Annotated in this window: 22 protein-coding genes; 7 read left to right on the top strand and 15 right to left on the bottom strand. The window is 63.3% G+C overall.

Features of this window, described 5'->3' with window-relative positions:
• Window positions 1-194 precede the first annotated feature (194 nt).
• On the bottom strand, window positions 195-527 hold the full coding sequence (gene clpS, locus KIP88_RS36985) for an ATP-dependent Clp protease adapter ClpS (RefSeq protein WP_214493092.1): 333 nt from the start codon (window positions 525-527) through the stop codon (window positions 195-197).
• Between the two features lie 561 nt (window positions 528-1,088).
• Here clpS and KIP88_RS46930 point away from each other — a divergent pair.
• A complete protein-coding gene (locus KIP88_RS46930) occupies window positions 1,089-1,589 on the top strand; it encodes a TadE/TadG family type IV pilus assembly protein (RefSeq protein WP_374226554.1) in 501 nt (166 codons plus the stop codon).
• On the top strand, window positions 1,570-2,466 hold the full coding sequence (locus KIP88_RS36980) for a hypothetical protein (protein ID WP_249791303.1): 897 nt from the start codon (window positions 1,570-1,572) through the stop codon (window positions 2,464-2,466). Before KIP88_RS46930 ends, KIP88_RS36980 begins: the two co-directional genes overlap by 20 nt.
• Here KIP88_RS36980 and KIP88_RS36975 read toward each other — a convergent pair.
• On the bottom strand, window positions 2,447-2,785 hold the full coding sequence (locus KIP88_RS36975; RefSeq protein ID WP_214493091.1) for a phasin family protein: 339 nt from the start codon (window positions 2,783-2,785) through the stop codon (window positions 2,447-2,449). The two genes, KIP88_RS36980 and KIP88_RS36975, sit on opposite strands and share 20 nt — an antisense overlap.
• A 402-nt stretch (window positions 2,786-3,187) precedes the next feature.
• Here KIP88_RS36975 and KIP88_RS36970 point away from each other — a divergent pair, with 402 nt between their 5' ends.
• Window positions 3,188-5,026 (top strand): D-alanyl-D-alanine carboxypeptidase, encoded by a 1,839-nt coding sequence (locus tag KIP88_RS36970; RefSeq protein ID WP_214493090.1) that lies wholly within the window; start codon window positions 3,188-3,190, stop codon window positions 5,024-5,026.
• Window positions 5,027-5,281: 255 nt separating this feature from the next.
• Here KIP88_RS36970 and KIP88_RS36965 read toward each other — a convergent pair whose 3' ends face one another.
• The 3 genes from KIP88_RS36965 to KIP88_RS36955 all read right to left on the bottom strand — a co-directional run bounded on the left by KIP88_RS36965 (window position 5,282) and on the right by KIP88_RS36955 (window position 7,836).
• Complete coding sequence (locus KIP88_RS36965) at window positions 5,282-6,007, bottom strand: DnaJ domain-containing protein (RefSeq protein ID WP_214493134.1); 726 nt, start codon at window positions 6,005-6,007, stop codon at window positions 5,282-5,284.
• Window positions 6,008-6,076: 69 nt separating this feature from the next.
• On the bottom strand, window positions 6,077-6,841 hold the full coding sequence (locus tag KIP88_RS36960; protein ID WP_214493089.1) for a VWA domain-containing protein: 765 nt from the start codon (window positions 6,839-6,841) through the stop codon (window positions 6,077-6,079).
• Window positions 6,842-6,939: 98 nt separating this feature from the next.
• On the bottom strand, window positions 6,940-7,836 hold the full coding sequence (locus KIP88_RS36955) for an alpha/beta fold hydrolase (protein WP_214493088.1): 897 nt from the start codon (window positions 7,834-7,836) through the stop codon (window positions 6,940-6,942).
• A gap of 404 nt (window positions 7,837-8,240) precedes the next feature.
• On the opposite strand from KIP88_RS36955, the gene KIP88_RS36950 reads away from it, so the two are divergent.
• On the top strand, window positions 8,241-8,414 hold the full coding sequence (locus KIP88_RS36950) for a hypothetical protein (RefSeq protein ID WP_214493141.1): 174 nt from the start codon (window positions 8,241-8,243) through the stop codon (window positions 8,412-8,414).
• Window positions 8,415-8,434: 20 nt separating this feature from the next.
• Here the strand turns inward: KIP88_RS36950 and KIP88_RS36945 are convergent, their stop codons facing one another.
• Window positions 8,435-9,370: a division plane positioning ATPase MipZ gene (locus tag KIP88_RS36945; RefSeq protein ID WP_214493087.1), complete on the bottom strand. Its 936-nt coding sequence runs from the start codon at window positions 9,368-9,370 to the stop codon at window positions 8,435-8,437.
• A gap of 273 nt (window positions 9,371-9,643) precedes the next feature.
• Between KIP88_RS36945 and panC the strand changes: the two genes are divergently transcribed.
• On the top strand, window positions 9,644-10,495 hold the full coding sequence (gene panC / locus KIP88_RS36940) for a pantoate--beta-alanine ligase (RefSeq protein ID WP_214493086.1): 852 nt from the start codon (window positions 9,644-9,646) through the stop codon (window positions 10,493-10,495).
• Window positions 10,496-10,508: 13 nt separating this feature from the next.
• Here panC and KIP88_RS36935 read toward each other — a convergent pair whose 3' ends face one another.
• The 4 genes from KIP88_RS36935 to KIP88_RS36920 all read right to left on the bottom strand — a co-directional run bounded on the left by KIP88_RS36935 (window position 10,509) and on the right by KIP88_RS36920 (window position 13,260).
• Window positions 10,509-10,949, bottom strand: coding sequence for a DUF1489 family protein (locus KIP88_RS36935; protein WP_214493085.1), 441 nt, complete (start codon window positions 10,947-10,949; stop codon window positions 10,509-10,511).
• A gap of 40 nt (window positions 10,950-10,989) precedes the next feature.
• Window positions 10,990-11,970: a hypothetical protein gene (locus KIP88_RS36930; RefSeq protein ID WP_214493084.1), complete on the bottom strand. Its 981-nt coding sequence runs from the start codon at window positions 11,968-11,970 to the stop codon at window positions 10,990-10,992.
• Window positions 11,971-12,121: 151 nt separating this feature from the next.
• Window positions 12,122-12,325, bottom strand: a complete 204-nt coding sequence (locus tag KIP88_RS36925) for a hypothetical protein (protein WP_138839284.1) — start codon at window positions 12,323-12,325, stop codon at window positions 12,122-12,124.
• 278 nt (window positions 12,326-12,603) lie between these two features.
• Window positions 12,604-13,260, bottom strand: coding sequence for a glutathione S-transferase family protein (locus KIP88_RS36920; protein WP_214493083.1), 657 nt, complete (start codon window positions 13,258-13,260; stop codon window positions 12,604-12,606).
• A 100-nt stretch (window positions 13,261-13,360) separates the two neighbouring features.
• Between KIP88_RS36920 and KIP88_RS36915 the strand changes: the two genes are divergently transcribed.
• Window positions 13,361-14,038 (top strand): DUF599 domain-containing protein, encoded by a 678-nt coding sequence (locus KIP88_RS36915; RefSeq protein ID WP_214493082.1) that lies wholly within the window; start codon window positions 13,361-13,363, stop codon window positions 14,036-14,038.
• A gap of 15 nt (window positions 14,039-14,053) precedes the next feature.
• On the opposite strand, the gene KIP88_RS36910 is transcribed toward KIP88_RS36915, so the two are convergent.
• The 5 genes from KIP88_RS36910 to mgtE form a co-directional block, all read right to left on the bottom strand.
• Window positions 14,054-14,287: a hypothetical protein gene (locus KIP88_RS36910; RefSeq protein WP_214493081.1), complete on the bottom strand. Its 234-nt coding sequence runs from the start codon at window positions 14,285-14,287 to the stop codon at window positions 14,054-14,056.
• Window positions 14,288-14,488: 201 nt separating this feature from the next.
• A complete protein-coding gene (locus KIP88_RS36905) occupies window positions 14,489-15,313 on the bottom strand; it encodes a hypothetical protein (protein ID WP_214493080.1) in 825 nt (274 codons plus the stop codon).
• A gap of 63 nt (window positions 15,314-15,376) precedes the next feature.
• The gene (locus tag KIP88_RS36900) at window positions 15,377-16,195 is read right to left on the bottom strand and encodes an aldo/keto reductase (protein WP_214493079.1); all 819 of its coding nucleotides are present in this window, start codon (window positions 16,193-16,195) and stop codon (window positions 15,377-15,379) included.
• Window positions 16,196-16,331: 136 nt separating this feature from the next.
• Entirely contained in the window at window positions 16,332-16,718 is a 387-nt protein-coding gene (locus tag KIP88_RS36895) for a DNA-binding transcriptional regulator (protein WP_214493078.1), read from the bottom strand.
• Window positions 16,719-16,794: 76 nt separating this feature from the next.
• On the bottom strand, window positions 16,795-18,231 hold the full coding sequence (gene mgtE / locus KIP88_RS36890; protein WP_214493077.1) for a magnesium transporter: 1,437 nt from the start codon (window positions 18,229-18,231) through the stop codon (window positions 16,795-16,797).
• A gap of 107 nt (window positions 18,232-18,338) precedes the next feature.
• Here mgtE and KIP88_RS36885 point away from each other — a divergent pair, with 107 nt between their 5' ends.
• On the top strand, window positions 18,339-19,133 hold the full coding sequence (locus tag KIP88_RS36885) for a polysaccharide deacetylase family protein (protein WP_214493076.1): 795 nt from the start codon (window positions 18,339-18,341) through the stop codon (window positions 19,131-19,133).
• Window positions 19,134-19,283 lie beyond the last annotated feature (150 nt).

Here is a 19,283-nt window from a genome sequence, read left to right as displayed (position 1 = left end):
CAACAACAACCTTCGTCATTAGCTGTCATATAGTTACGCACGATCGTGGCGAAAGACCGGTTCCGGAAAGGTGGTTTTCCTCTAAATTCACGCACCCTTCCCCCGAAAAACTACCGGGAATACGATCGGCTTTCTTCAACGCGGTCAATGCAGGACCCGTTCCCCTCTCCGGCCGGGTCTAGAGCCGTGCGCGGCTATTTCTTTTCCATCACGCATTGCAGGGGATGCTGGTGCTTGCGCGCGAAATCCATCACCTGCGTGACCTTGGTCTCGGCAATCTCGTAGGTGAACACGCCGCACTCGCCGATCCCGTGATGATGCACATGGAGCATGATCTTGGTGGCCGCTTCGGCGTCCTTCTGGAAGAACTTCTCCAGCACATGAACGACGAACTCCATCGGCGTGTAGTCGTCGTTCAGAATCAGGACACGATAAAGGTTCGGACGCTTGGTCTTCGGCTTGACCTTGGTGATGACCGACGTCGACGGCCCACTGGTTCCGGTATTGCGGTTCTCGTCATTGCCCATTCGGGGCGCAAAAGCAGATGACGTTACCGGCACGGACAAACAAGCTTTGAAGGTTGACTGCAACATGGCTCAGGCGTTCGAAATTCCAAAAAGGGGTGATACCGGAGCGCATCCTGGCGCACTCGCGATCGGCTCTGGCCGTGAGCCGCCGCAAAGCACCCAGCAACGCATTTTTCCAGATCGCCGCTCCCGGTCCGACCCGTTGGCCGGATCGGCACCTGGAATATGGGTCTGCCGCCGCATCGCCGCAAGCGCATTGACACTGCCCTCGCGCGACCCGCGACCGGCCCGATTCCCGGCTCGGCTATCCGAACCAAGGTTAATCGTTTCTGCCGCATTTGACAAAGGACAGCGACCGCCCGTTTAGCCGCTATTGACGATAGCAGGCGCTTTTGGCGGCCGGTTCGGCGATGCGCAGGTTTTTTCCTGTCTTTTGCGGAACCGGCTTACCGCCTGCTTAGCCACCCAGGCGGAAATGCCCCGCAGAAATCACATTTGCGGTGAGAGCCATGCTCGACACAGTCGTTTTCGGTCGTCTTCGCGCGGCCGCATGACGGCAATATCGCGATCCTCTTTGGGATCGCGGTCATCCCGATCATCAGTTTCGTCGGGGCGGCGGTCGATTACACCCGCGCCGTCAACGCCCGATCCTCGATGCAGGCCGCCCTCGACTCCACCGCCCTGATGCTGGCGAAGGACCTGACCGAGGGCACCATCAATACCTCGCAAATCTCCACAAAGGCAGACGAGTACTTCAGGGCCCTCCACACCAACCCGGAAGCCAAGTCGGTCACGGTCACCGCGAGCTACACGCAGACTTCCGGCAACGGGTCGACCATACTGGTCGACGGTTCCGGCGCCATCGACACCGGCTTCATGCGGGTCGTCGGCTTCCCGACCATGGATTTCAAGACCAGTCCCACCTCGGCCTGGGGCAACGTCCGCATGCGGGTCGCCATGGAGCTCGACGTGACGGGATCGATGAAAGACGACGGCAAGATGCCGGCGATGCAGGAGGCCTGCCAAGAGCCTGGTCGATCAATTGAGCAAGCTCGAAAATAAAGGCGACATGTGCATTTCGATCATTCCCTTCGCCAAGGACGTCAACCTCGGCACCAGCTACAAGGATGAGAGCTGGATCGACTGGGATTTGTGGAGTGATCAGAACGATACCTGGGGGACGTGCAGCAACACCAGCAAGAAAAACAAGAGTGACTGCCTCTCCAATGCCAGCAGGGTCTGGACGCCGGACAAGACCAAGTGGACCGACTACGTCACAGACCGCACCAAGGATTTCGACACCACGAACACGCTGACGATGGTTGTCGCCGGAGTGCGGGTTGCGGTGGACGCGAGGCGCCCGCGCGCGCGAGGCATTGCAGGGCGGCCTCAAGCTTGGTCTTGGGGCTGTGAGCGATTGATCCGCGCAAGACGAGCGGCGCAGTTCGCGTACGGCAAAAGCGTGTGGTTCTGGCACCCGTGGCTGGTGTCAAGCTGGCGGAGGCTGATCGAATCCAACCGGGTTCGTTGGGCCGTTAATCCGGCAGCGACGGAGGCAAGAGGAATTCGTCTCCGGGAAGAGCGCGCCATAAGCCGTCAAACCATTGCGCAGGGAAGGCCGGATGCTCTCCACTGGACCTGTATGCTCGTGTGCGCACTTCTTGTGCCCATTGCACACGAGACCGCGGGTGCAGCGCGCACCCGGCCTTCCCTGCGCCCTCACGATGGAGAGGGACAAGAGATCACCCAAAACTCGGGCGCTTCGCGCCGCGAGATCGAGGAACCATGTGCCCTGCTCTTTCAAAGATGGCGACGCAGCGACCGGCGATGCAAATACCGCAAGAAAAAGCCCGGCCGCAACGGCCGGGCTTTTTTATTGTCGAAATATCAGATCGCGGAAGTATCAGATCGCGAACGAATTAGCGCGCGGCCGGGTTGAACTTCGCGACCAGGCCTTCGTAGGGCTTGAAGGTCTGCTTGGCGAGATCGGTGTAGAGGCCTGCGATCTTCTGCGATTCCGCGACGAAGGTCTCGTAGGAAGAGCGCGCGAATTCGGTCTGCGCTTCGATCGCCTTGTCCACCGACTTCACGCCGGAGAGCTTTTCAACGAACGACTTGGTGTCTTCGAACGACTTCTTGGCGTAATCGCCATAGGCAGTCGCGATCGCCTGAACGCCGCTCTGCACGTTGCTCGCGGAAGCGGCAACCGATTCGAGATGCTCTTTGCCGTAGTTCTGAATGTCTTCAACCTTGACCATCAATGGAGTCCTTTCCCAGACTGCAGGTGTAAACCGATTGCCGGGAGGTCCCGGCCCCCTGACCACCATCCGTATATGTGCACCGCACAATAAAGTCAAGAAATATTGTGCGACGCACAAATGCGGCGTATTAGCGGAAAAATCCGGGGTCTTACGCAACGGTTAATTAATCTTTTGGAAACTCGCTCGGCCTAACCTGATTCCTGGACTTGTTCGCCTTCCGACACGCAGCCTGAAAGCTGTTTGTGAACAGTAGCTTAGATAGAAAAGCGATCTGATTGGCCAACCGGGCCGCGCGTAATGGCCGGATCGGTGGTCCGAACAGGGAAACGGCAGTGGTTGGTGAGCACAATTTTGCCTCACGAGCCGGTGATCAAGACAGAAATTGGGACGGGGAAGTAAATGCTTCGTACAACCTTGGCTTCCTCGCGCGCGTTGCGCGTGTGCGCCCTCGGGCTCATTACCTTCACGACCGCGATCCTGATCTCAAGCGAGAGCGCCGAAGCGCGTCGCTACAAGCATCGTCGCCATCACGTCGTCCGAGAAAGCTACAGCCCGCAGTTCTCCTCGATCATCGTCGACGGCAATTCCGGTGCGGTGCTCTCCTCGAACAATCCCGACGGCGTCAGGCGCCCGGCTTCGCTGACCAAGATCATGACGCTCTATCTGCTGTTCGAGCGCCTCGAATCCGGCAAGATGAAGCTCGACACCGAAATGGAAGTGTCGGAGTTCGCTTCCGAACAGGCGCCGACCAAACTCGGCCTGAAGCCCGGCCAGACCATCAGGGTCGAGGACGCCATCAAGGGCCTGGTGACGCGCTCCGCCAACGACGCCTCCGTGGTGATCGCGGAGGCCATTGCCGGCAATGAAGCCGATTTCGCCAGGATGATGACGCGCAAGGCGCGCGCGCTCGGCATGAGCAAAACCACCTATCGCAACGCGTCCGGCCTGCCCAACGACGAACAGCTGACCACGGCGCGCGATCAGGCCACGCTCGGCCGCGCGATCCAGGACCGCTTCCCGCGCTACTATCGCTACTTCTCGACCTCCGTGTTTGCCTATCGCGGCCAGTCGATCCGCAACCACAATCGCCTGCTCGGCAATGTCGAAGGCGTCGACGGCATCAAGACCGGCTACACCCGCGCCTCCGGCTTCAACCTCGTGAGCTCGATGCGCCGCGGCAACCGCCATCTCGTCGGCGTGGTGCTGGGCGGCCGCAGCGGCGGTTCGCGCGACGCCACCATGCGCAACCTGCTGGCCGAGAACCTCGAAAAGGGCGCGACCAAGCGCACCGTCGCCGCGATCACCGAGCGCAATCCCGCCGACGGCACCGTCGATGTGGCCGAAGCCGAAACGGCTCAGTCCGGCAGCGCCCTCGCCGCGGCCGAACCGGGGCTCGCAGCGATGCCCTTGACCCGCTCGATCGCGCCGGCAAAGCCATCGCTGATGGCGGCAGCCGCCGCTGCGCTGCCCGCGCCTCCGGCCAAGGTCGAGCAGAACAAGTTCGAGCAGCAAGCCAAGCCCGAGCCCGCACCATTGACCAGCGGCGTCCTCCAGACCCAGGCGATATCGGCAATCCCGGGCTCGGCCGAGCCGATGAAGCCGGTCAAGGTCAAAACAGTTCAGGTCAAGGCCGGGCCGATGAAACTGGCGTCCGCCGGTCCCTCGCAGCCAGCGGCACCACCGATCACCAACGCCATCCCTGCCCGCCCCGAAGTCGCCGAAACCTCCAGCGCCGTTGTCGCAAACGCCGCCGAGGCCAGGGCCGAAGCCGCCAAGGAAGCCCTCAGGGCAGCCATGCCGCAGCAGCCGGCCGGTCACGGTACCGGAAACGGCGTGCTCGGAGTGCTACCCGCTTCCAGCCTGAGCCACGCTCCGTCGCATGCCTCGCACGCGCAGACGCTGGCCTATGCCGATCCGGCGCCCCGTGCCCAGCCGCAGCAGGCCGCGCAACAGAACGACGCCGTCAAGCCGTCCGCGCCGGCGGTGGTTCGCACCGGCTGGATCGTCCAGGTCGGCGCCCTCGAAAGCGAAAGCGAAGCCAAGCAGCGGATCGATCTCGCCCGCACCAAGGCCAGCGCCCTGCTCAGCAAGGCCGATCCCTTTACTGAAACGACCGTGTCCAAGGACAACCGCACGCTATACCGCGCCCGTTTCGCCGGTCTCGATCGCGATTCTGCCGAAGCGGTATGCCGCACACTCAAGCGCGCCGACATTTCCTGCATGACCGTTCGCAACTGATCCGGACTTTCCCGTTGAAGTTCGCAAAGCCGGCGCCGCAAGCGCCGGCTTTGTTGTTTTCCAAACACAGTCGCAACGGCTCTCGCGCAATCACGTCCCATGCGGCCGACGAAAACTTCTCGTCAAGAATTTACGGTTAGGTTTACCGGCAATGAACGATCGACCACGCCGGACAACGGCGGGCGATATGGGGCGTCAGTCAGAGAACAGAAGCAACTCTCGGTTTGTAGCGTCGGTGGCGTGAGCCGGAGTGAGCTAGAGATGCGTGCGAAGAAGGGTATCCTTGGCCTCGTTTACACGGGCAGCGAGGTACGTCGAGCCCCCCTGGTCGGGATGCAGTTTCTTCATCAGGGCGCGGTGCGCCCGGCTGATGTCGTCACGTCCCGCCCCCGGCTGCAGGCCAAGGATCTGATAGGCCTCCTCGTCCGTCATTTTTCCACTCGGCGCCGCGCGGCGGTGCCCCCCTGCCGTGTCGCCCTGCGCGTTCTGACGCCAAGCGGGAAACCGGCGGTCAAGATAGCTTTCAAGTAAGGCGACGCTCTCGGCGTCGAAGGCCGCTATCATCGCAATCAACTGCGGCAGGTCGAATTCGTCGAGCGAGCGCCCGGCATTCGGTCCGTCCACGATCTGGCCCGACAGTTCGCCGCTGTCGTGATCGAGGCTCATATCTAGAAATTGCGAGCGGACGCGCGAGGCCTGCCCCGACGAACGTTGCGCGCCGCCGCCGAAGAGCCCGCCGATATTGCTGAAGCTACCCGGCCCGAACGGCGACCAGCCGAGCAGCCCGGCGCCGAAGATGCCGAGCGGGATTGCAACCGCAAGCTCGCCGCGCAGGCCGGTGAAGGCTGCGACCGCCAGCGCCACCACGCCGCCTGCGATCTTGATCCCGCGCGCGAGCACGACCGGGTTGGCTGCACGAAACATCTGCAGCAGCAAGTAGAGAAGGACAACGGCGACGACGCCGGCAATCAGGGTTGGCATGGCTCTAATATAGCGATACCGGCGCCGAAAAGCATGGTGCCCGGCGCCCGGTGGCAACCAAAGTCGTAATCACTTCATCTGGCCGATCAGCGCGGCCGCCCCACTTGCGGTTTTCGACAGCGCCAGCAGCGCTTCGCGCCCGCCGGCGGCATAGGCTGCGGCGGCGCGCAGGAGTTCGCGCAATTGCGCCGCGGCGCCGGGATCGAACCTGCACCACGCGCCGCCGGTGAGCCGCGCAATCTCGCGGAACGCCTGCTCGGCGGTGGCGTCGTGGCCTTCCTGAAACATGAACACCGGCACCTTGAGCAGGCCGAGCTCGCCGGCCTTGGCGCAGAGATCGTCGACCGCCTCCTCCATGGCGTCGCCGACGAACACCACGGCGCGCACACCGGACGCCACCGCCTCGCGGCGCGCCTCCGACAGCACCTTGCCAATCTGGGTGTTGCCGCCCTGGCAATCGATCTTGCCCATCAACCTCGCCAGTTGCGCGGAATCGGAGATCCAGCCGGTGGCGCGGCATTCGTTGAAGCCGCGGTAATAGACCAGCCTTATATCGAGGCTGCCGAGCGAAGCCGCCTCGCGAAACATGTCGGCCTGCAGCGCGCAGGCCATATCCCAGGTCGGCTGCCGGCTCATGGTGGCGTCGAGCGCAAACACCAGCCTGCCCCTGGCGCCTGCTCGGTGCGGCGACATCGCGCGCGCTTTCGCCACGAAGGCCGCGATGTCGTCCGACGCCGACGGCTTGGTCTCCGGCAACGGACCGCCTTTACGCGCCTCGGCCCTTGCCGACGCAACATCGCCTGCCGATCTCGGTTTGGTGGGTTCGCCGGCCATGAGCGCTCGCTTGTAAGCAGCAAGCTCTATGTGGGACGGCGCCAGGCGCCGGTCAATGCGCCGGACGCAGCCGCAAACGCTGGACGACCGCCGGCCGCCTAGTTCGTAACCGGCTTGTTGGGCGTCGGATTGCTGGCCAACGGGACGGACAGCGGCACCGGTCCCGGGCTGGCGGTCAGAACGTCGGGCACCTTGGTCGGCACGGACTTCAACGCGCCGCTCTTGTCGGACTCGTCGAGGAACTTGTCGAGCATCGACTGGATCGAGGATTTGGCTGCGTCAGGCCCGGTGTCCCGCATGTCGTTATGCTGGAAGCCGGTGTTCACGACCGTGATCCCGGACTGCTCGCACTGCTCGTCGTCAGGCACGACGCCGGGGTCCGGCTTGAAATGCGTATCCTTGGAGCGGAACGACAGGATCTTGAACTTGCCGTCGGTCAGGAACGGCACGCGCAGATTGTCGAGCGTCACGACCTTCTTGATCTCGTCGGGATACTCCTTGGCGAAATACATCGAGATGTCGCCGCCCATCGAATGCCCGACCATCGTCACCTTGTCGTAGTCGGCGTTGGGCTGGACCTTCTTCATTTCGTGGATGGCGAAATGGATGTTGGCAACGCCGCGCTGAATCTGCGGCAGACGGCCGACATAGAGCTCACCGACCTTGGTGACCATTGGCGGATCGGTCGGCAGGTCGTGCTGCGGGCTGATGGAGAGGTAGCCGCGCGCGGCAAAAATGTTGGAGAGGAATGAGTATTCGGTGTGCTTGACGGTGTTGCCGTGATTGAGGATCGCCACCGGCAGCTTGATCAAGCCGGCATTGGCCTGCATTTCCTTGTCACGGCGAACGGCGACGTTGACTGCCACCAGACGGTTGTCGCGGTCGGGATCATGAAACGCAATGGTCTCGTGCCGGATCGCCCACTTGCTCGCGGTGAAATACGCGACAGCGACCAGCACGGAGAGTGAAAGCAGAACGAGAATTCCACGTTTCATTTTCGTCTTCGTCCTCGCGCCCCGCTAGGGGCCAACCCTGTTTGAGACTCTTCGGTCTCTTCTTGATGATATATGTCACGATGGCGTGACATAAAGGCCAAATGTTGTGTGTTGACCGCCTGATCATTGTGCGATGCACCTATCCATTGTGCAGCCGCTCAATTCCCACAAATTCGACCCGTTTTTACTTATGTTGCCTCCAATCAAGTTTCGGTTCGAGCGTTAGATAAAAGTCTAATGAAAACGGGATGCTGCAGGACTAGTTCCGGGAACCTGCCGGCGTACAGGTACGGCAATACCGGCAACCCCAAAATTTATACTCTCGTGTAGATGACGAGCTTCAATGCCGGATCCTCATTGGCCTGAAAGTTCGCATACTCCAGTTTGAGCCGGCCTTGTTTGGGATGGATCAAGGATTTTCGTCCTGCCGCGACGCCACCAGCCTGCAAATTCGGGACAGCCTTCGCGCAGACGTGCCGGTCGAGATCACCGCGTTTGGGCTCGACCGCGCCAGCGAAGCGGTGGCGCATGCCGCCAACAGCGGCCCTTTCAAAATGACGGTGATAGAGCCGCGATAGGCCAAGGCGCAGATCAAGGCTCAGGCGCTGATGATGTCGCCGATGATGTCGTGGACTTCGAGCGGCTTGTCGACCTGGGTGAACCATTCGGCACGGTTGGCGGCGCGGCGGCGGCCACGCTCGTCGAGCGGCAGTTTCAACTGACGCAACAGGCTCGTCACTTCCTCGCGGGCCGTGACATGGCCCATGCTGGGGCGGGTACCGAGGGTGGCCTCGTCGATGTCGTCCAGCGCCGTCAGTCCGCGCGGGAAGAATTCGCGGTAGACCACCCGCTCGGCAAATCCGTCGATCGAACGGAAGCCGAGCCGCAGCGAAAGGTCCTTCAGGCTGTCGGCGACCAGCTGCTTGTTGCGCGAGCCGATCATCGACAGGCGGTTGCGCACCACGATCCAGTCGGTGGTGGCGCCGTCGATCTGGCGGCGCTTGCGCCTGACGTCGCGCACCATCTCCGCATAATGGCTCTCGCCGGTCACCGAATAGGTCGCGGGATCGACGGTGCCGAGCACGTCGAAATCGAGGAAGCTGTCGTTGATCGGGGTCACCAGCGTGTCGGCCATCGAATGCGCCAGACGCATCAGATAGGAGTCGGAACCCGGCGTATCGATCACGATGAAATCGAAGGCGCGCTCGATTGCGCTCACCGCCTCCATGAACTGCTGGAACTCGGAATTTTCATTGTCGGCAATCTGCATCGTTTCGCCGAGCTTGACGCAGTAGTGCACGGGGATTTCGAGGTCGAGACCGGTGCGGCGCGCCCACGCGCTCCGGTTGGCGATGTAGCGGGTGAAACTCTGCTGGCGGCAGTCGAGATCGATAGTGGCGACACGCTGTCCGGCCTTCATCAGGGCAACGGCGATATGCAGGGCGGAGGTGGATTTTCCCGACCCGCCCTTCTCGTTGCCCAGCACCACGACGTGCGCCGAACCGAATTGACCCTGACTCGCCTGAACCAACATGATTCAACCCCCGCACGATATCTTCAAATCACGCGCGGCTGCGCGTCAAGTGAAATGCGCGACGACGCATTCAATTCGCTCGCAGCGTGTCTTTAATGATGAATCTCGACGGTTGCGATGTCGCTTCCGGACTCGCGTCAGCTGCCGCAGGCGCGCCATACCCAAGCAAACTTGGCGGCAATGCTCTGGCCTTATAAGGTCAGCGCGCCCACCGAAAGGTTCGGGGCCGCCGGCCCCTCACCCCGTTCAGAAACCGCAAGAGATCGAGGCCAGATGTCGCGAAGTCCGATGGTCGTCCGTACCGTTCCCGCATTGCGCCGCGCCGTCGAGGCCTTGCGCGCCCGAAAGGCCGCCGTCGCGCTGGTGCCGACCATGGGAGCGCTCCATGACGGGCATGTGTCGCTGGTGCGGCTCGCCAAGCGCCGCGCACAAAAAGTCATCGTCTCGATCTTCGTCAACCCGACGCAGTTCGCACCGACGGAGGATTTCGGTTCGTACCCGCGCACCTGGAAAGCCGACGTCGCCAAGCTTGCCGCCGAGAAGGTCGACCTGATCTGGAATCCCGACGTCAAGGCGATGTACCCGGACGGCTTCGCCACGCGTGTCGTGCCCGAAGGTCCAGCCATCGCCGGCCTCGAGGATCGCTTCCGGCCGCATTTCTTCGGCGGCGTCGCCACCGTGGTCGGCAAGCTGTTCACGCAAGTCCGGCCGGACGTGGCGATCTTCGGCGAGAAGGACTTTCAGCAATTTCGGGTGGTGACGCAGATGGCCACCGATCTCGACCTCGGCGTCAAGGTGATCGGCTCGCGCACCGTGCGGGAACGCGACGGGCTGGCGATGTCCTCGCGCAACGTCTACCTCTCGCCGGAGGAACGGCAGACGGCGCCGACCCTGTACCGCGCCATGAAGGAAAGCGCCAAGCGGCTGAAGGCCGGCGAGGATGTGGCGGCCACGATGCAAGCCGGCCGCGAATTGATCAGCGCCGCCGGCTTCGCGCTGGACTATTTCGAGGCCCGGCACGCCGGGACGCTGGCGCCGATCACCTCGATGAAGGACGGGCCGGTGCGGATCCTCGTCGCCGCGAAACTCGGCACCACGCGCCTGATCGACAATATCGGGGTCTAGACGGGTAGCTTGGTCAGAGCAGCCCCAGATCGCGCAATTCGCGCCGCATCGGTTCCGGCATCGCCGCCACGCTGGCGGCTGAGGATTTGGTGAGGTCCAGCGGCGCGGCGTCCTCGGCGAGGTAGCGCCAGCCCTGAAACGGGCGCATCGGCCGCGGCGAGACCGCAAACACCTTGGGCTGCATCACCAGGCGGCACCGCCCGATACCGTCCTTGTCGCGGAACGGCTCGATCGCGATGATCTTTTCGCGCGCGGCGATTTCGCCCTTGATCACCCAATAGAGCGATCCGCCGGCGAGGATTTCCGCGTCGCGCTTCGGCGTCATCCGCGTGATGTGGACGTGACGAAGCGGCAGGCCCTTTTTCTTGGCGGTTGCCATGCGTTCGGCAACCCAGCCCTTGAGTTCCTTGACTGACTCGCAGCCGACGGCAAGCTTGATGAGATGAAGCGGCATGATCCCGCCGATGTAGCGGCCCGTGCGCGCTTTGAAAAGATCACTCGTTGTTATCAGCTGTGGGCGCCGAACCCGACGGCGCGAGCTGGACCGGCGCTCCGTTGGACGGCCGCTTTGGCGCCGGCGGCGGCTTCTTGGCGGCAGTCTGTGCCGGCGGCGATGCTGGCGGTGTCGCCGGTGTCGCCGCAGCCGGACGCGGCGCGGCAGGTGACGCCGGCGCAGCCGCGGTTGCAGACGACGGCTTCGCTGCCCCTGCCGGCGGCTCGGGCGTCATGATGCTGACCGGCGGGGTGGAGGCCGAGGTCGGGAATTCGGCGTTGGTGGGCTTGCCCGTGGGGAGCGACGGCGGCAGCGCTGCGAGCATGCCTGCCGCGGCCTGCGGTGCGTTCCAGGACGCCGCGTAGCGCATGATCAGGCTTTCATAGGCGCGCTCTTCCATGTTGGCCGCAATCTGGCGCGTCTCAGTCAGCGAGCGGAACGCGCGGCAGGCCGATGGCGTGCAACGGTCCCGCGCCATCAGTACATAGGCCATCAACCCGTAACGGTCGCGCTCGATGGCGCGGCGCAGCGCCAGCAAGTCGGAGCCGGCTCCCTTGTTCGCGGTGGCGACATCTCCGAGCGAGGTCAGCAGCGTGATCTGCGAGGCGGCGTAGGCCACGGCCGCAGCCACCGACTCGGCCGAACCGAACAGCACCTTTTCGCACGCGACGAGGACTGCATCGCCGGCCAGCTCGTCAATGCAGGAAAGCTGCGGCAACGGCGCGGTAGCCGTCTGAACCTGACGCGGCGTCTCCGTCGACTGAACCGCGCTTGCCGTGCCGAAGCCGCGGAAGGTCACGGCCCCCGCGACACCGATCGCGAGCAGCGTGACGAGCGCAAGCACGCCGTTGGCCACGGATCTCTCCGAACGCAGCAGCGTGATCATAACGATGATCCCGACAAATCCGGCCGTGGCCAGCGTCAGGTACAACGGAAGGTTCGGCGAGCTCCAGATCTGATCCAGCGAAGCAGCCCAGTTCATGCGCGGTGTCCCTCAACGCAGCATCAAGCGCGATCGAAAAACGAATGCGTCGTTTCCGCATTCGCTTTTCGGCAGATTGGTTCTGCGAACGGGGCCTTTTGACGGCAGTCGAAGTGGAACCTCGTCAGCCGGCTGCTTGCACACAACTGATTCAGGAAATCGCGAGCTGGCTTTCCTTGGCGACCCGTTCGAAAGCTTCGGTCGAGCTTTTGATACGATACTGACAGTCGTCGCCATCGGTCGGAAGCAGCCGGATCACCTCATAGGTGCCGGTGGCGGCCGGACGGGCAACGTTGCTGGCAGTAAAATAGACAGTCTCTCCAACGGAGTACTTATGCTTCAACGCCCTCTCCATTACGCAAGAACGCCGGCCGCGCTCACGGTCCCGCTAGCTTTCGGCCGACTTGAGAACCCCGCGACAACCTAGCACAGCCGGCCTCCCAAAAGCCAGCAGCATCGAGGCATGGCAAATGCCCAATTTCTGCATGTTTTTCAGGGCGATAAGTGGGAATTCTTGCGGTTCCCGAGAATCCGTTTGCCTAGGCTTTTCCCAAAATCGGACAGTCGCTTATAATTTATCCAATGCTGCGGGACGCCCTGGCCCACCCCCGACCGCCGGCCCTCCCCCCGAAATCAGACCGTCTCGAACCGTTCGATGACGATCGTTTCGGCAAGGCCTGCGCGGGTCCATTCCTGGAATGCCGGCAAGGACAACATCGCATCGAAATAAGGCCGCGCCTCGTCCCTCACCTCGATCGCATAGGTGCGAAAGCGATGCACCACCGGCGCAAACATCGCGTCCGCGCCGCCAAACGCGCCGAACAGGAACGGCCCTTCCTTGCCGTAACGGCTGGCGCAATCGGCCCAGATCTCCTGAATGCGCGCCACATTGGCGCGCGCGTCGTCCGACAGATCAATCGCGCCGACTGGGCGGTGCAGGTTCATGCCGCATTCATTGCGCAGCGGCATGAAGCCCGAATGCATCTCCGCCGAGATCGAACGCGCATGGGCGCGCGCCGCGCGGTCTTCCGGCCACAGCTTCGCCTGCGGGTATTTCTCGGCGAGATACTCGATGATCGAAAGCGAATCCCACACCGTGAGGTCGCCATCGACCAGCGCCGGCACCTTGCCCGCGCGGGAAAAGCTTAGAATCCGGTCCTTGTCCGCCTTGTCGTCGGTATAAAGCGGGATGAACACTTCCTCGAACGGAATGTCGTTGCCGCGCAGCGCCAGCCACGGCCGCATCGACCATGACGAATAGTTCTTGTTGCCGATGACCAGTTTCAACATTTGCGGGGAAATCCTGTTGGGACCGTGATCTTGCCATAGTGCACCGCACGCGTTCAACCTGTACATCACGATTCCAAGCCATCATCGGGGATCTCGCCGCATGGGCGCCTATTGGGTCGATATCGCCGCCGTCGCGTTCTTCGTCGTGGAGTGGCTGGCCTACGGCTTCACGCTCGAGCACACGGCCTATGGCCGCGACAGCCTGTCGGCGCGCATGAACCGATATCGCGAGGTATGGGTACGGAACATGCTCGACCGCGAGGCGCGCATGGTCGACATGCAGATCATGGCCTCGCTGCAGAACGGCACCGCCTTCTTCGCCTCCACCAGCCTGATCGCGGTCGGCGGCGCGCTGGCGCTGCTGCGGGCGACCAACGATGCGCTGGCCGTGCTGCGTGAACTGCCGGTCGATCTCACCCCCTCGCCCGCATTGTGGGAAATCAAATGCGTCGGCCTGATCCTGATCTTCATCTACGCCTTCTTCAAATTCGCCTGGTCGTATCGCCTGTTCAACTATGTCGCGATCCTGCTCGGCGCGATGCCGCCATCGTCGCAGCGCGACACCGCGGAAGCCGAAGCCCATGTGATGCGCACGACGCGGCTATTCGAGGCGGCGGGGCGGCACTTCAACCGCGGCCAGCGCGCGTTCTTCTTCGCGCTCGGCTATCTCGGCTGGTTCGTCAGCCCCTGGGTATTGCTGCTGACGACCGCACTCGTCGTCATCGTGACCTGGCGGCGGCAGTTCGCCTCGAACGCCTGGAGGGCGATGGGGAGCTAGGGGCGGCTTCAAAATTCAGCTGGTCGCCCCGGCAAGCAAGAAAGCGGCGCCAAGCGCGACCAGCGCAAGCCCGGGCCAGTTCGATTTGAGCCCGAAGCCGCCAGCCGGTCTTTCAGGTTCCAGGGTGTCGCCGGGTTGCCCCGCGCGAAGCCGCCTTCTACCGCTCAGCCGGCCATGCCAGATTGGCTGAAAGGCCATCTGCAACACCCCGCCGAAAACAAGAAGCACACCTAGCCATATGAGTGTCATGCTCGTCTCCCGCCAGTGAATGGACCGCGAGATTGCCGCCAGCCGAGGGCTCGACGTTTCCTGGTCGATTGTCTTTCAACGTCCGGCCGGTGCTCTCGTTTCGCCTGCCGTAGTTCCATTTGGCCCTAAGAGAGCGGCCTCCACCCCTTCCTCTCTTGGCACCGTGATGATCGAATGATCGAGCGGTCGTGAGTTCACTAGCTAGCCGCTCGTAAAATCCTGCGGCGTAAAGCTGAGATCGAGCACTTTCCATTCGCCGTAGCGGTCCTTCGGCAGCATGGCGTAGGGCTGGCAGGCCGCGAGCGCGCGGATGGCGCCCTGCATCAGCAACGGACCCTTCATGGAGGCGCTGGCCTCGATCAGGATCGGCTCGCCAGCGAGCCTGCCCTCCGGTGTCATCAACACGCGCAGCTTGACCTTCACGTCGTCGGTGCTCGACAGCGAGGCTGGCAGTTTCGAGCAGATCTTGAGGTGACGCCGGAATGCCGCGACCAGCGTGCTCGCGATATCGGCGGCCTCGGTCGCCGGCGCATCGAAATTGTCCTCGCCCTTGTTGCGGGCCTGCGTGAGAGCCGGCGGCAGCGGCGAGAGGTCGGGCGGCAGGCCGAGCAACACCTGATACTTGATCGAGACATCCGGCTCGGGCGGCTTGTAGGCAGGCGCTGCCGGTTGTGATGGCGGCTGCGGCGGGGCACCACGCGGGTTGGCGAGCGCAGCCTGCTGCTGCCGTTGCGGCCATAACTGCCCGGACGGCGGGGGTGTGCTGGCGGCAGCGGCCTTGTCCAGCAGCGAGAAATCAGGCTGCGGCGTTGGCGCAGGTTCCGGCCTGGTCTCGGCAACTTGTTGATCGGCCGGCTTGGGCGGCTCAGGCACGTCCTGCGGCGTGACGATCGCGACCGGGATCTGCTCGGCGGTCACCGTGCCGAACGGATGCACCTCGGAAAACAGAACGACCAGCGTCAGCAGCGACACATGTGCGATCGCCGACGCCGTGATATCAGTGGGTATAATCTGCCGAAGGTCCATCGTATCTGAACGATGTTCGATATTTTCCCTGCCCGCCAGCATAGCTTCCGGCGCCGCAAATCCTCAATCCCATTTCGGTGCGAGACCGAAATCCGTCAGCCGGCCGCCGGCGCTCCCCATGCCGGAAATCTGCTGCATGTCCTCTTCCGACAGCTCGAAATCGAAGATCTCGATGTTCTCCGAGAGCCGCTCGAGTTTCGACGTTCGCGGAATCGCCGCCACGCCCTGCTGCACCAGCCAGCGCAGGCAAACCTGCGCCGCCGTCTTGCGATAGCGGTCGCCGATTCGCAGCAGCGCGCGATCGTTCTTGATGCGGCCCTTGGCGACCGGACTATAGGCCACCACGGCCATGCCGTGGCGCGCGCAGGCCTCCCTCACCTTGCTCTGGTCTAGATAGGGATGGAATTCGACCTGGTCGCACGCCAAAGGCTCGGGGCACGCCGCCACCGCTTCCTCGGTCAGGGCCACGGTGAAATTGGACACGCCGATATGGCGGGCGAGCCCCTGCCGCTTGACCCGCGCCAGCGCGCCCAGCGTCTCCACCAGCGGCACCTGCGGGTTCGGCCAGTGCAGCAGCAACAGGTCGACCTCGGTCAGGCGCAGTCGCACCAGGCTTTCCTTGGCCGAACGCTCCAGATCGTGGGGCGCGAAATGCGAGGGCCAGATCTTGGTGGTGAGGAAGACCTGATCGCGCTTCACGCCCGAGGCGCGCAGGCCCTCGCCGACCTCGCGTTCGTTCTCGTACATCTGCGCGGTGTCGATGTGGCGATAGCCGAGCCGGATCGCCTGCTCGACGAGCCGCGCGCAGGCGCGTCCGCGCAGCTCCCAGGTGCCCAACCCGATCGCGGGGATTTTTGCGCCATTGGCTTCGACAAATAGCATAGGTTGTATCCGCGGACCGGCCCCCCATTATGGGGTGCGGAAACAGTCCTGCCAACAGATAGCGTTTTCGGGCGAAGCATGCCCCGGACTTGATCCGGGTGGACACCGGTCCGCCTGAAGAAAACGCGCCAAACGGTTAGGCGGACGACGGTTCTGTGGCGAGAGCTTCGAAGACCGTTTCCGGCGAATGGGCGATCACGGCGAGCAGCGCCCGTGCCGGTCCGCGCGGCGCACGCTTGCCCTGCTCCCAGTTCCGGATGGTTTCCACGGGCACGCCGAGCCGTGCCGCGAATTCGATCTGCGTCAGGCAGGCCCGGCGGCGCAGGTCGCGCACGGCCGGCAGCGTGCCGGTTTCGCCTGGCGTTGCGTCAGGCATATCGGGTGAAATTGAAGGCATCGCTTGCGCGAGCCCGGGCGTCGCGAGTACGGGCTCGGGCTCGGGCATTGCCGGCGCGAGCGGGAACTCCTGCCCGTCCCGCAGTTCGACGATCCGTCCGTCCGCTTTCAGCCGCAAGCGCTGCATGTTGACCTCGTGAGCCAACATCATCGGCCAAGCGCGTTAAGGCCCGATTAACGATAAAACGGGCAGCAAAGGCACGCTACTTCAGCCCGAACCACAGCGTGGCGATGCCGAGGAACGAGAAGAAGCCGACCACGTCGGTGATCGTCGTGACGAAGGTCCCCGACGCCACCGCCGGATCGGCGCGCACCCGGTCCAGCACCATCGGGATCAGGATGCCGCCGAGCGCGCCGGCCACCAGGTTGCAGATGATGGCAAGGCCGATCACGATGCCGAGGCCCGGGATCTTGAACCAGGCCACCGCGGCGACGCCGGTGATCACGGCAAAGGCGAGCCCGTTGACAAGGCCGACCATCGCCTCGCGCATCACTACGCGAAACGCATTTTTGGAGCCGAGTTCGCGGGTGGCCAGCGCCCGCACCGCCACCGTCATGGTCTGGGTCGCGGCGTTGCCGCCCTGGCTCGCCACGATCGGCGCCAGCACGGCGAGCGCCACCATCTTCTCGAGCTGGCCCTCGAACAGGCCGAGCACGGAGGACGCCAGAAACGCGGTCGCCAGATTGACCAGCAACCAGTTGAAGCGGGCGCGCGCGATGGTCCAGACACTGTCGGACAATTCTTCGTCGCTGGTGACGCCGCCGAGTGCCTTCAGGTCCTCGTCGGCCTCTTCCTCGATAACGTCGACGACGTCGTCGATGGTGATGACGCCGACCAGGCGGTTGGTGGTGTCGACCACAGGAGCCGCGACCAGATTGTACTTGCCGAACATCCGCGCGACCTCTTCCTGGTCGTCCAGCACGGAGACACGGCGGCGGTCTTCATCGATCAGGTCGGCGAGCGGCACCGGCCGCCGCGCCCGCAGCAGCGTGTCGAGCGAGACCGCACCCTGCCAGTGCTTTTCGGAATCCACCGCGTAGATCTCGTAAAACCGCTCCGGCAGATCGGGGGTGTCGCGCATGTAGTCGATCGCCTGGCCTACAGTCCAGTCCGGCGGCACCGCGATGAACTCGGACTGCATCCGCCGACCGGCGGAGTTTTCCGGATAAAGCAGGCTGCGCTCCAGCGGCTCGCGCTCGGCCGGCGGCAGCTTTTCGAGGATCTCTTCCTGGTCCTCCTCATCGAGGCCCTGGAGCAATTCGACGGCGTCGTCGGATTCCAGCTCGCGCACGCCCTCCGCGACCGTCTCCGGTTCGAGTTCCTCGAGGATTTCCTCGCGGACGGAATCATCGACCTCGTTCAGCGCCGAGAAGTCGAAATCGGTGCCGGTCAGTTCGACCAGCGTGACGCGGTCGTCGGGTTCGAGGGCCCCGATCAAATCGCCGAGATCGGCCTCGTGCAGTTCCGCCACCACCTCGCACAATAGCGGCCGGTCGGCGGCATGGATGGCACGCGTGATCTCTTCGACAAACTCGTGGCGGAGCTGCCCTTCTTCATCCCGCATCAGCAGATGGTCGAGTACCGAACCCTGGGCGGACAGAGCTTCGGCGGCTTGGGCAACGTCGACATTCTCGGCCATGCCGCGCCTCGCCGGTTTGACAGAATGAGAGAACTCGTCTGAGCTATAGCTGCACGCATTACCCAATCGGCTGCGCCCTGCGCAATGCCAAAAATCACCAACGGCAAATGACCCGAAATTTCAGCGCGGCGCTCTGCTCGGCCGTCGCAGCATGGATGACCTTCGTTGCGGCGGCGTCGGCTGCTGAATGTCCCCGCAAGGACGCGCTCGGCACCTCACGCGTTCTCGCGGTGGACGCCGCTACCTACCCGCGCGTGGGCCTCAAGAGCTTTCCACAAACGCTTCCGCTTGACGACCGCGAGGTGGTGCTGACCTTCGACGACGGGCCGTGGGCTGCGACGGACCAGAAGATACTGGCGGCGCTGGCGCATGAATGCGTGCGCGCCACCTTCTTCCTGATCGGAAAGCCAGCCTCTGAACATCCCGAACTGGTGCGGAGAATAGCGGCGCACGGCCATACCATCGCGCATCACACCTGGACCCACCACAATCTGAAATACATGAAGCCGGAGGCGGCCATCGGCGAGATCGACAAGGGCATCACAGCGGTCGAAGCTGCGCTTCACGGAAAGGCCACCGCGACCCCGAGCACGCCTTTCTTTCGCTTTCCCTTCTTTGAAATGACGCCCGCGACGCTGGACGCCTTGCAAAAGCGCGGCATCGCCGTGTTCGGCGCCGACCTCTGGGCCAGTGACTGGAATCCGATGACGCCGGCGCAGCAGTTGAAACTGCTTACCGAGCGCCTGCAAGTTGCCCGCAAGGGCATCATCCTGCTGCACGATCCCAAGGCGCAGACCGCTGCCATGCTGCCGGCTTTCCTGCGCTACCTCCGCGACAACCGTTACCGCGTGGTCCATCTGGTCCCGGCAGGTGCCAAAACCGTGTCCGACAAAGCACATTAGATCACGATCTCTTTGGCTGACGCGGTTCTGTGGTCCGGATCACGCCCCGAAGCCAAAATTAGGTGTAGAAATCAGGTGATTAAGGCGGCATTCATGACGCCAGTTGTAAGCCGTTGCGTGCTCTTGGAATGAAGCCGGGGTTCTATGATC

The sequence above is a fragment of the Bradyrhizobium sp. SRL28 genome (genome assembly GCF_018596315.1).
In the GTDB taxonomy this organism is placed as follows: domain Bacteria; phylum Pseudomonadota; class Alphaproteobacteria; order Rhizobiales; family Xanthobacteraceae; genus Bradyrhizobium.
The sequence above is the reverse complement of the archived record's forward strand: the minus strand, read 5'-3'. Positions and strand labels throughout refer to the sequence as shown.

Excerpts from the sequence above, each read along its gene's own strand:
- KIP88_RS36895 (WP_214493078.1), bottom strand. The coding sequence starts at position 16,718 with ATGCAGCGCTTGCGGCTGAAAGCGGACGGACGGATCGTCGAACTGCGG.
- panC (WP_214493086.1), top strand. The coding sequence starts at position 9,644 with ATGTCGCGAAGTCCGATGGTCGTCCGTACCGTTCCCGCATTGCGCCGC.
- KIP88_RS36925 (WP_138839284.1), bottom strand. The coding sequence starts at position 12,325 with ATGGAGAGGGCGTTGAAGCATAAGTACTCCGTTGGAGAGACTGTCTAT.
- KIP88_RS36945 (WP_214493087.1), bottom strand. The coding sequence starts at position 9,370 with ATGTTGGTTCAGGCGAGTCAGGGTCAATTCGGTTCGGCGCACGTCGTG.
- KIP88_RS36970 (WP_214493090.1), top strand. The coding sequence starts at position 3,188 with ATGCTTCGTACAACCTTGGCTTCCTCGCGCGCGTTGCGCGTGTGCGCC.
- KIP88_RS36955 (WP_214493088.1), bottom strand. The coding sequence starts at position 7,836 with ATGAAACGTGGAATTCTCGTTCTGCTTTCACTCTCCGTGCTGGTCGCT.
- KIP88_RS36905 (WP_214493080.1), bottom strand. The coding sequence starts at position 15,313 with ATGGACCTTCGGCAGATTATACCCACTGATATCACGGCGTCGGCGATC.
- KIP88_RS36930 (WP_214493084.1), bottom strand. The coding sequence starts at position 11,970 with ATGAACTGGGCTGCTTCGCTGGATCAGATCTGGAGCTCGCCGAACCTT.
- KIP88_RS36965 (WP_214493134.1), bottom strand. The coding sequence starts at position 6,007 with ATGCCAACCCTGATTGCCGGCGTCGTCGCCGTTGTCCTTCTCTACTTG.
- KIP88_RS36910 (WP_214493081.1), bottom strand. The coding sequence starts at position 14,287 with ATGACACTCATATGGCTAGGTGTGCTTCTTGTTTTCGGCGGGGTGTTG.
- clpS (WP_214493092.1), bottom strand. The coding sequence starts at position 527 with ATGGGCAATGACGAGAACCGCAATACCGGAACCAGTGGGCCGTCGACG.
- KIP88_RS36935 (WP_214493085.1), bottom strand. The coding sequence starts at position 10,949 with ATGCCGCTTCATCTCATCAAGCTTGCCGTCGGCTGCGAGTCAGTCAAG.
- KIP88_RS36975 (WP_214493091.1), bottom strand. The coding sequence starts at position 2,785 with ATGGTCAAGGTTGAAGACATTCAGAACTACGGCAAAGAGCATCTCGAA.
- KIP88_RS36915 (WP_214493082.1), top strand. The coding sequence starts at position 13,361 with ATGGGCGCCTATTGGGTCGATATCGCCGCCGTCGCGTTCTTCGTCGTG.
- KIP88_RS36885 (WP_214493076.1), top strand. The coding sequence starts at position 18,339 with ATGACCCGAAATTTCAGCGCGGCGCTCTGCTCGGCCGTCGCAGCATGG.
- KIP88_RS36920 (WP_214493083.1), bottom strand. The coding sequence starts at position 13,260 with ATGTTGAAACTGGTCATCGGCAACAAGAACTATTCGTCATGGTCGATG.
- KIP88_RS36950 (WP_214493141.1), top strand. The coding sequence starts at position 8,241 with ATGGATCAAGGATTTTCGTCCTGCCGCGACGCCACCAGCCTGCAAATT.
- mgtE (WP_214493077.1), bottom strand. The coding sequence starts at position 18,231 with ATGGCCGAGAATGTCGACGTTGCCCAAGCCGCCGAAGCTCTGTCCGCC.
- KIP88_RS36900 (WP_214493079.1), bottom strand. The coding sequence starts at position 16,195 with ATGCTATTTGTCGAAGCCAATGGCGCAAAAATCCCCGCGATCGGGTTG.
- KIP88_RS36960 (WP_214493089.1), bottom strand. The coding sequence starts at position 6,841 with ATGGCCGGCGAACCCACCAAACCGAGATCGGCAGGCGATGTTGCGTCG.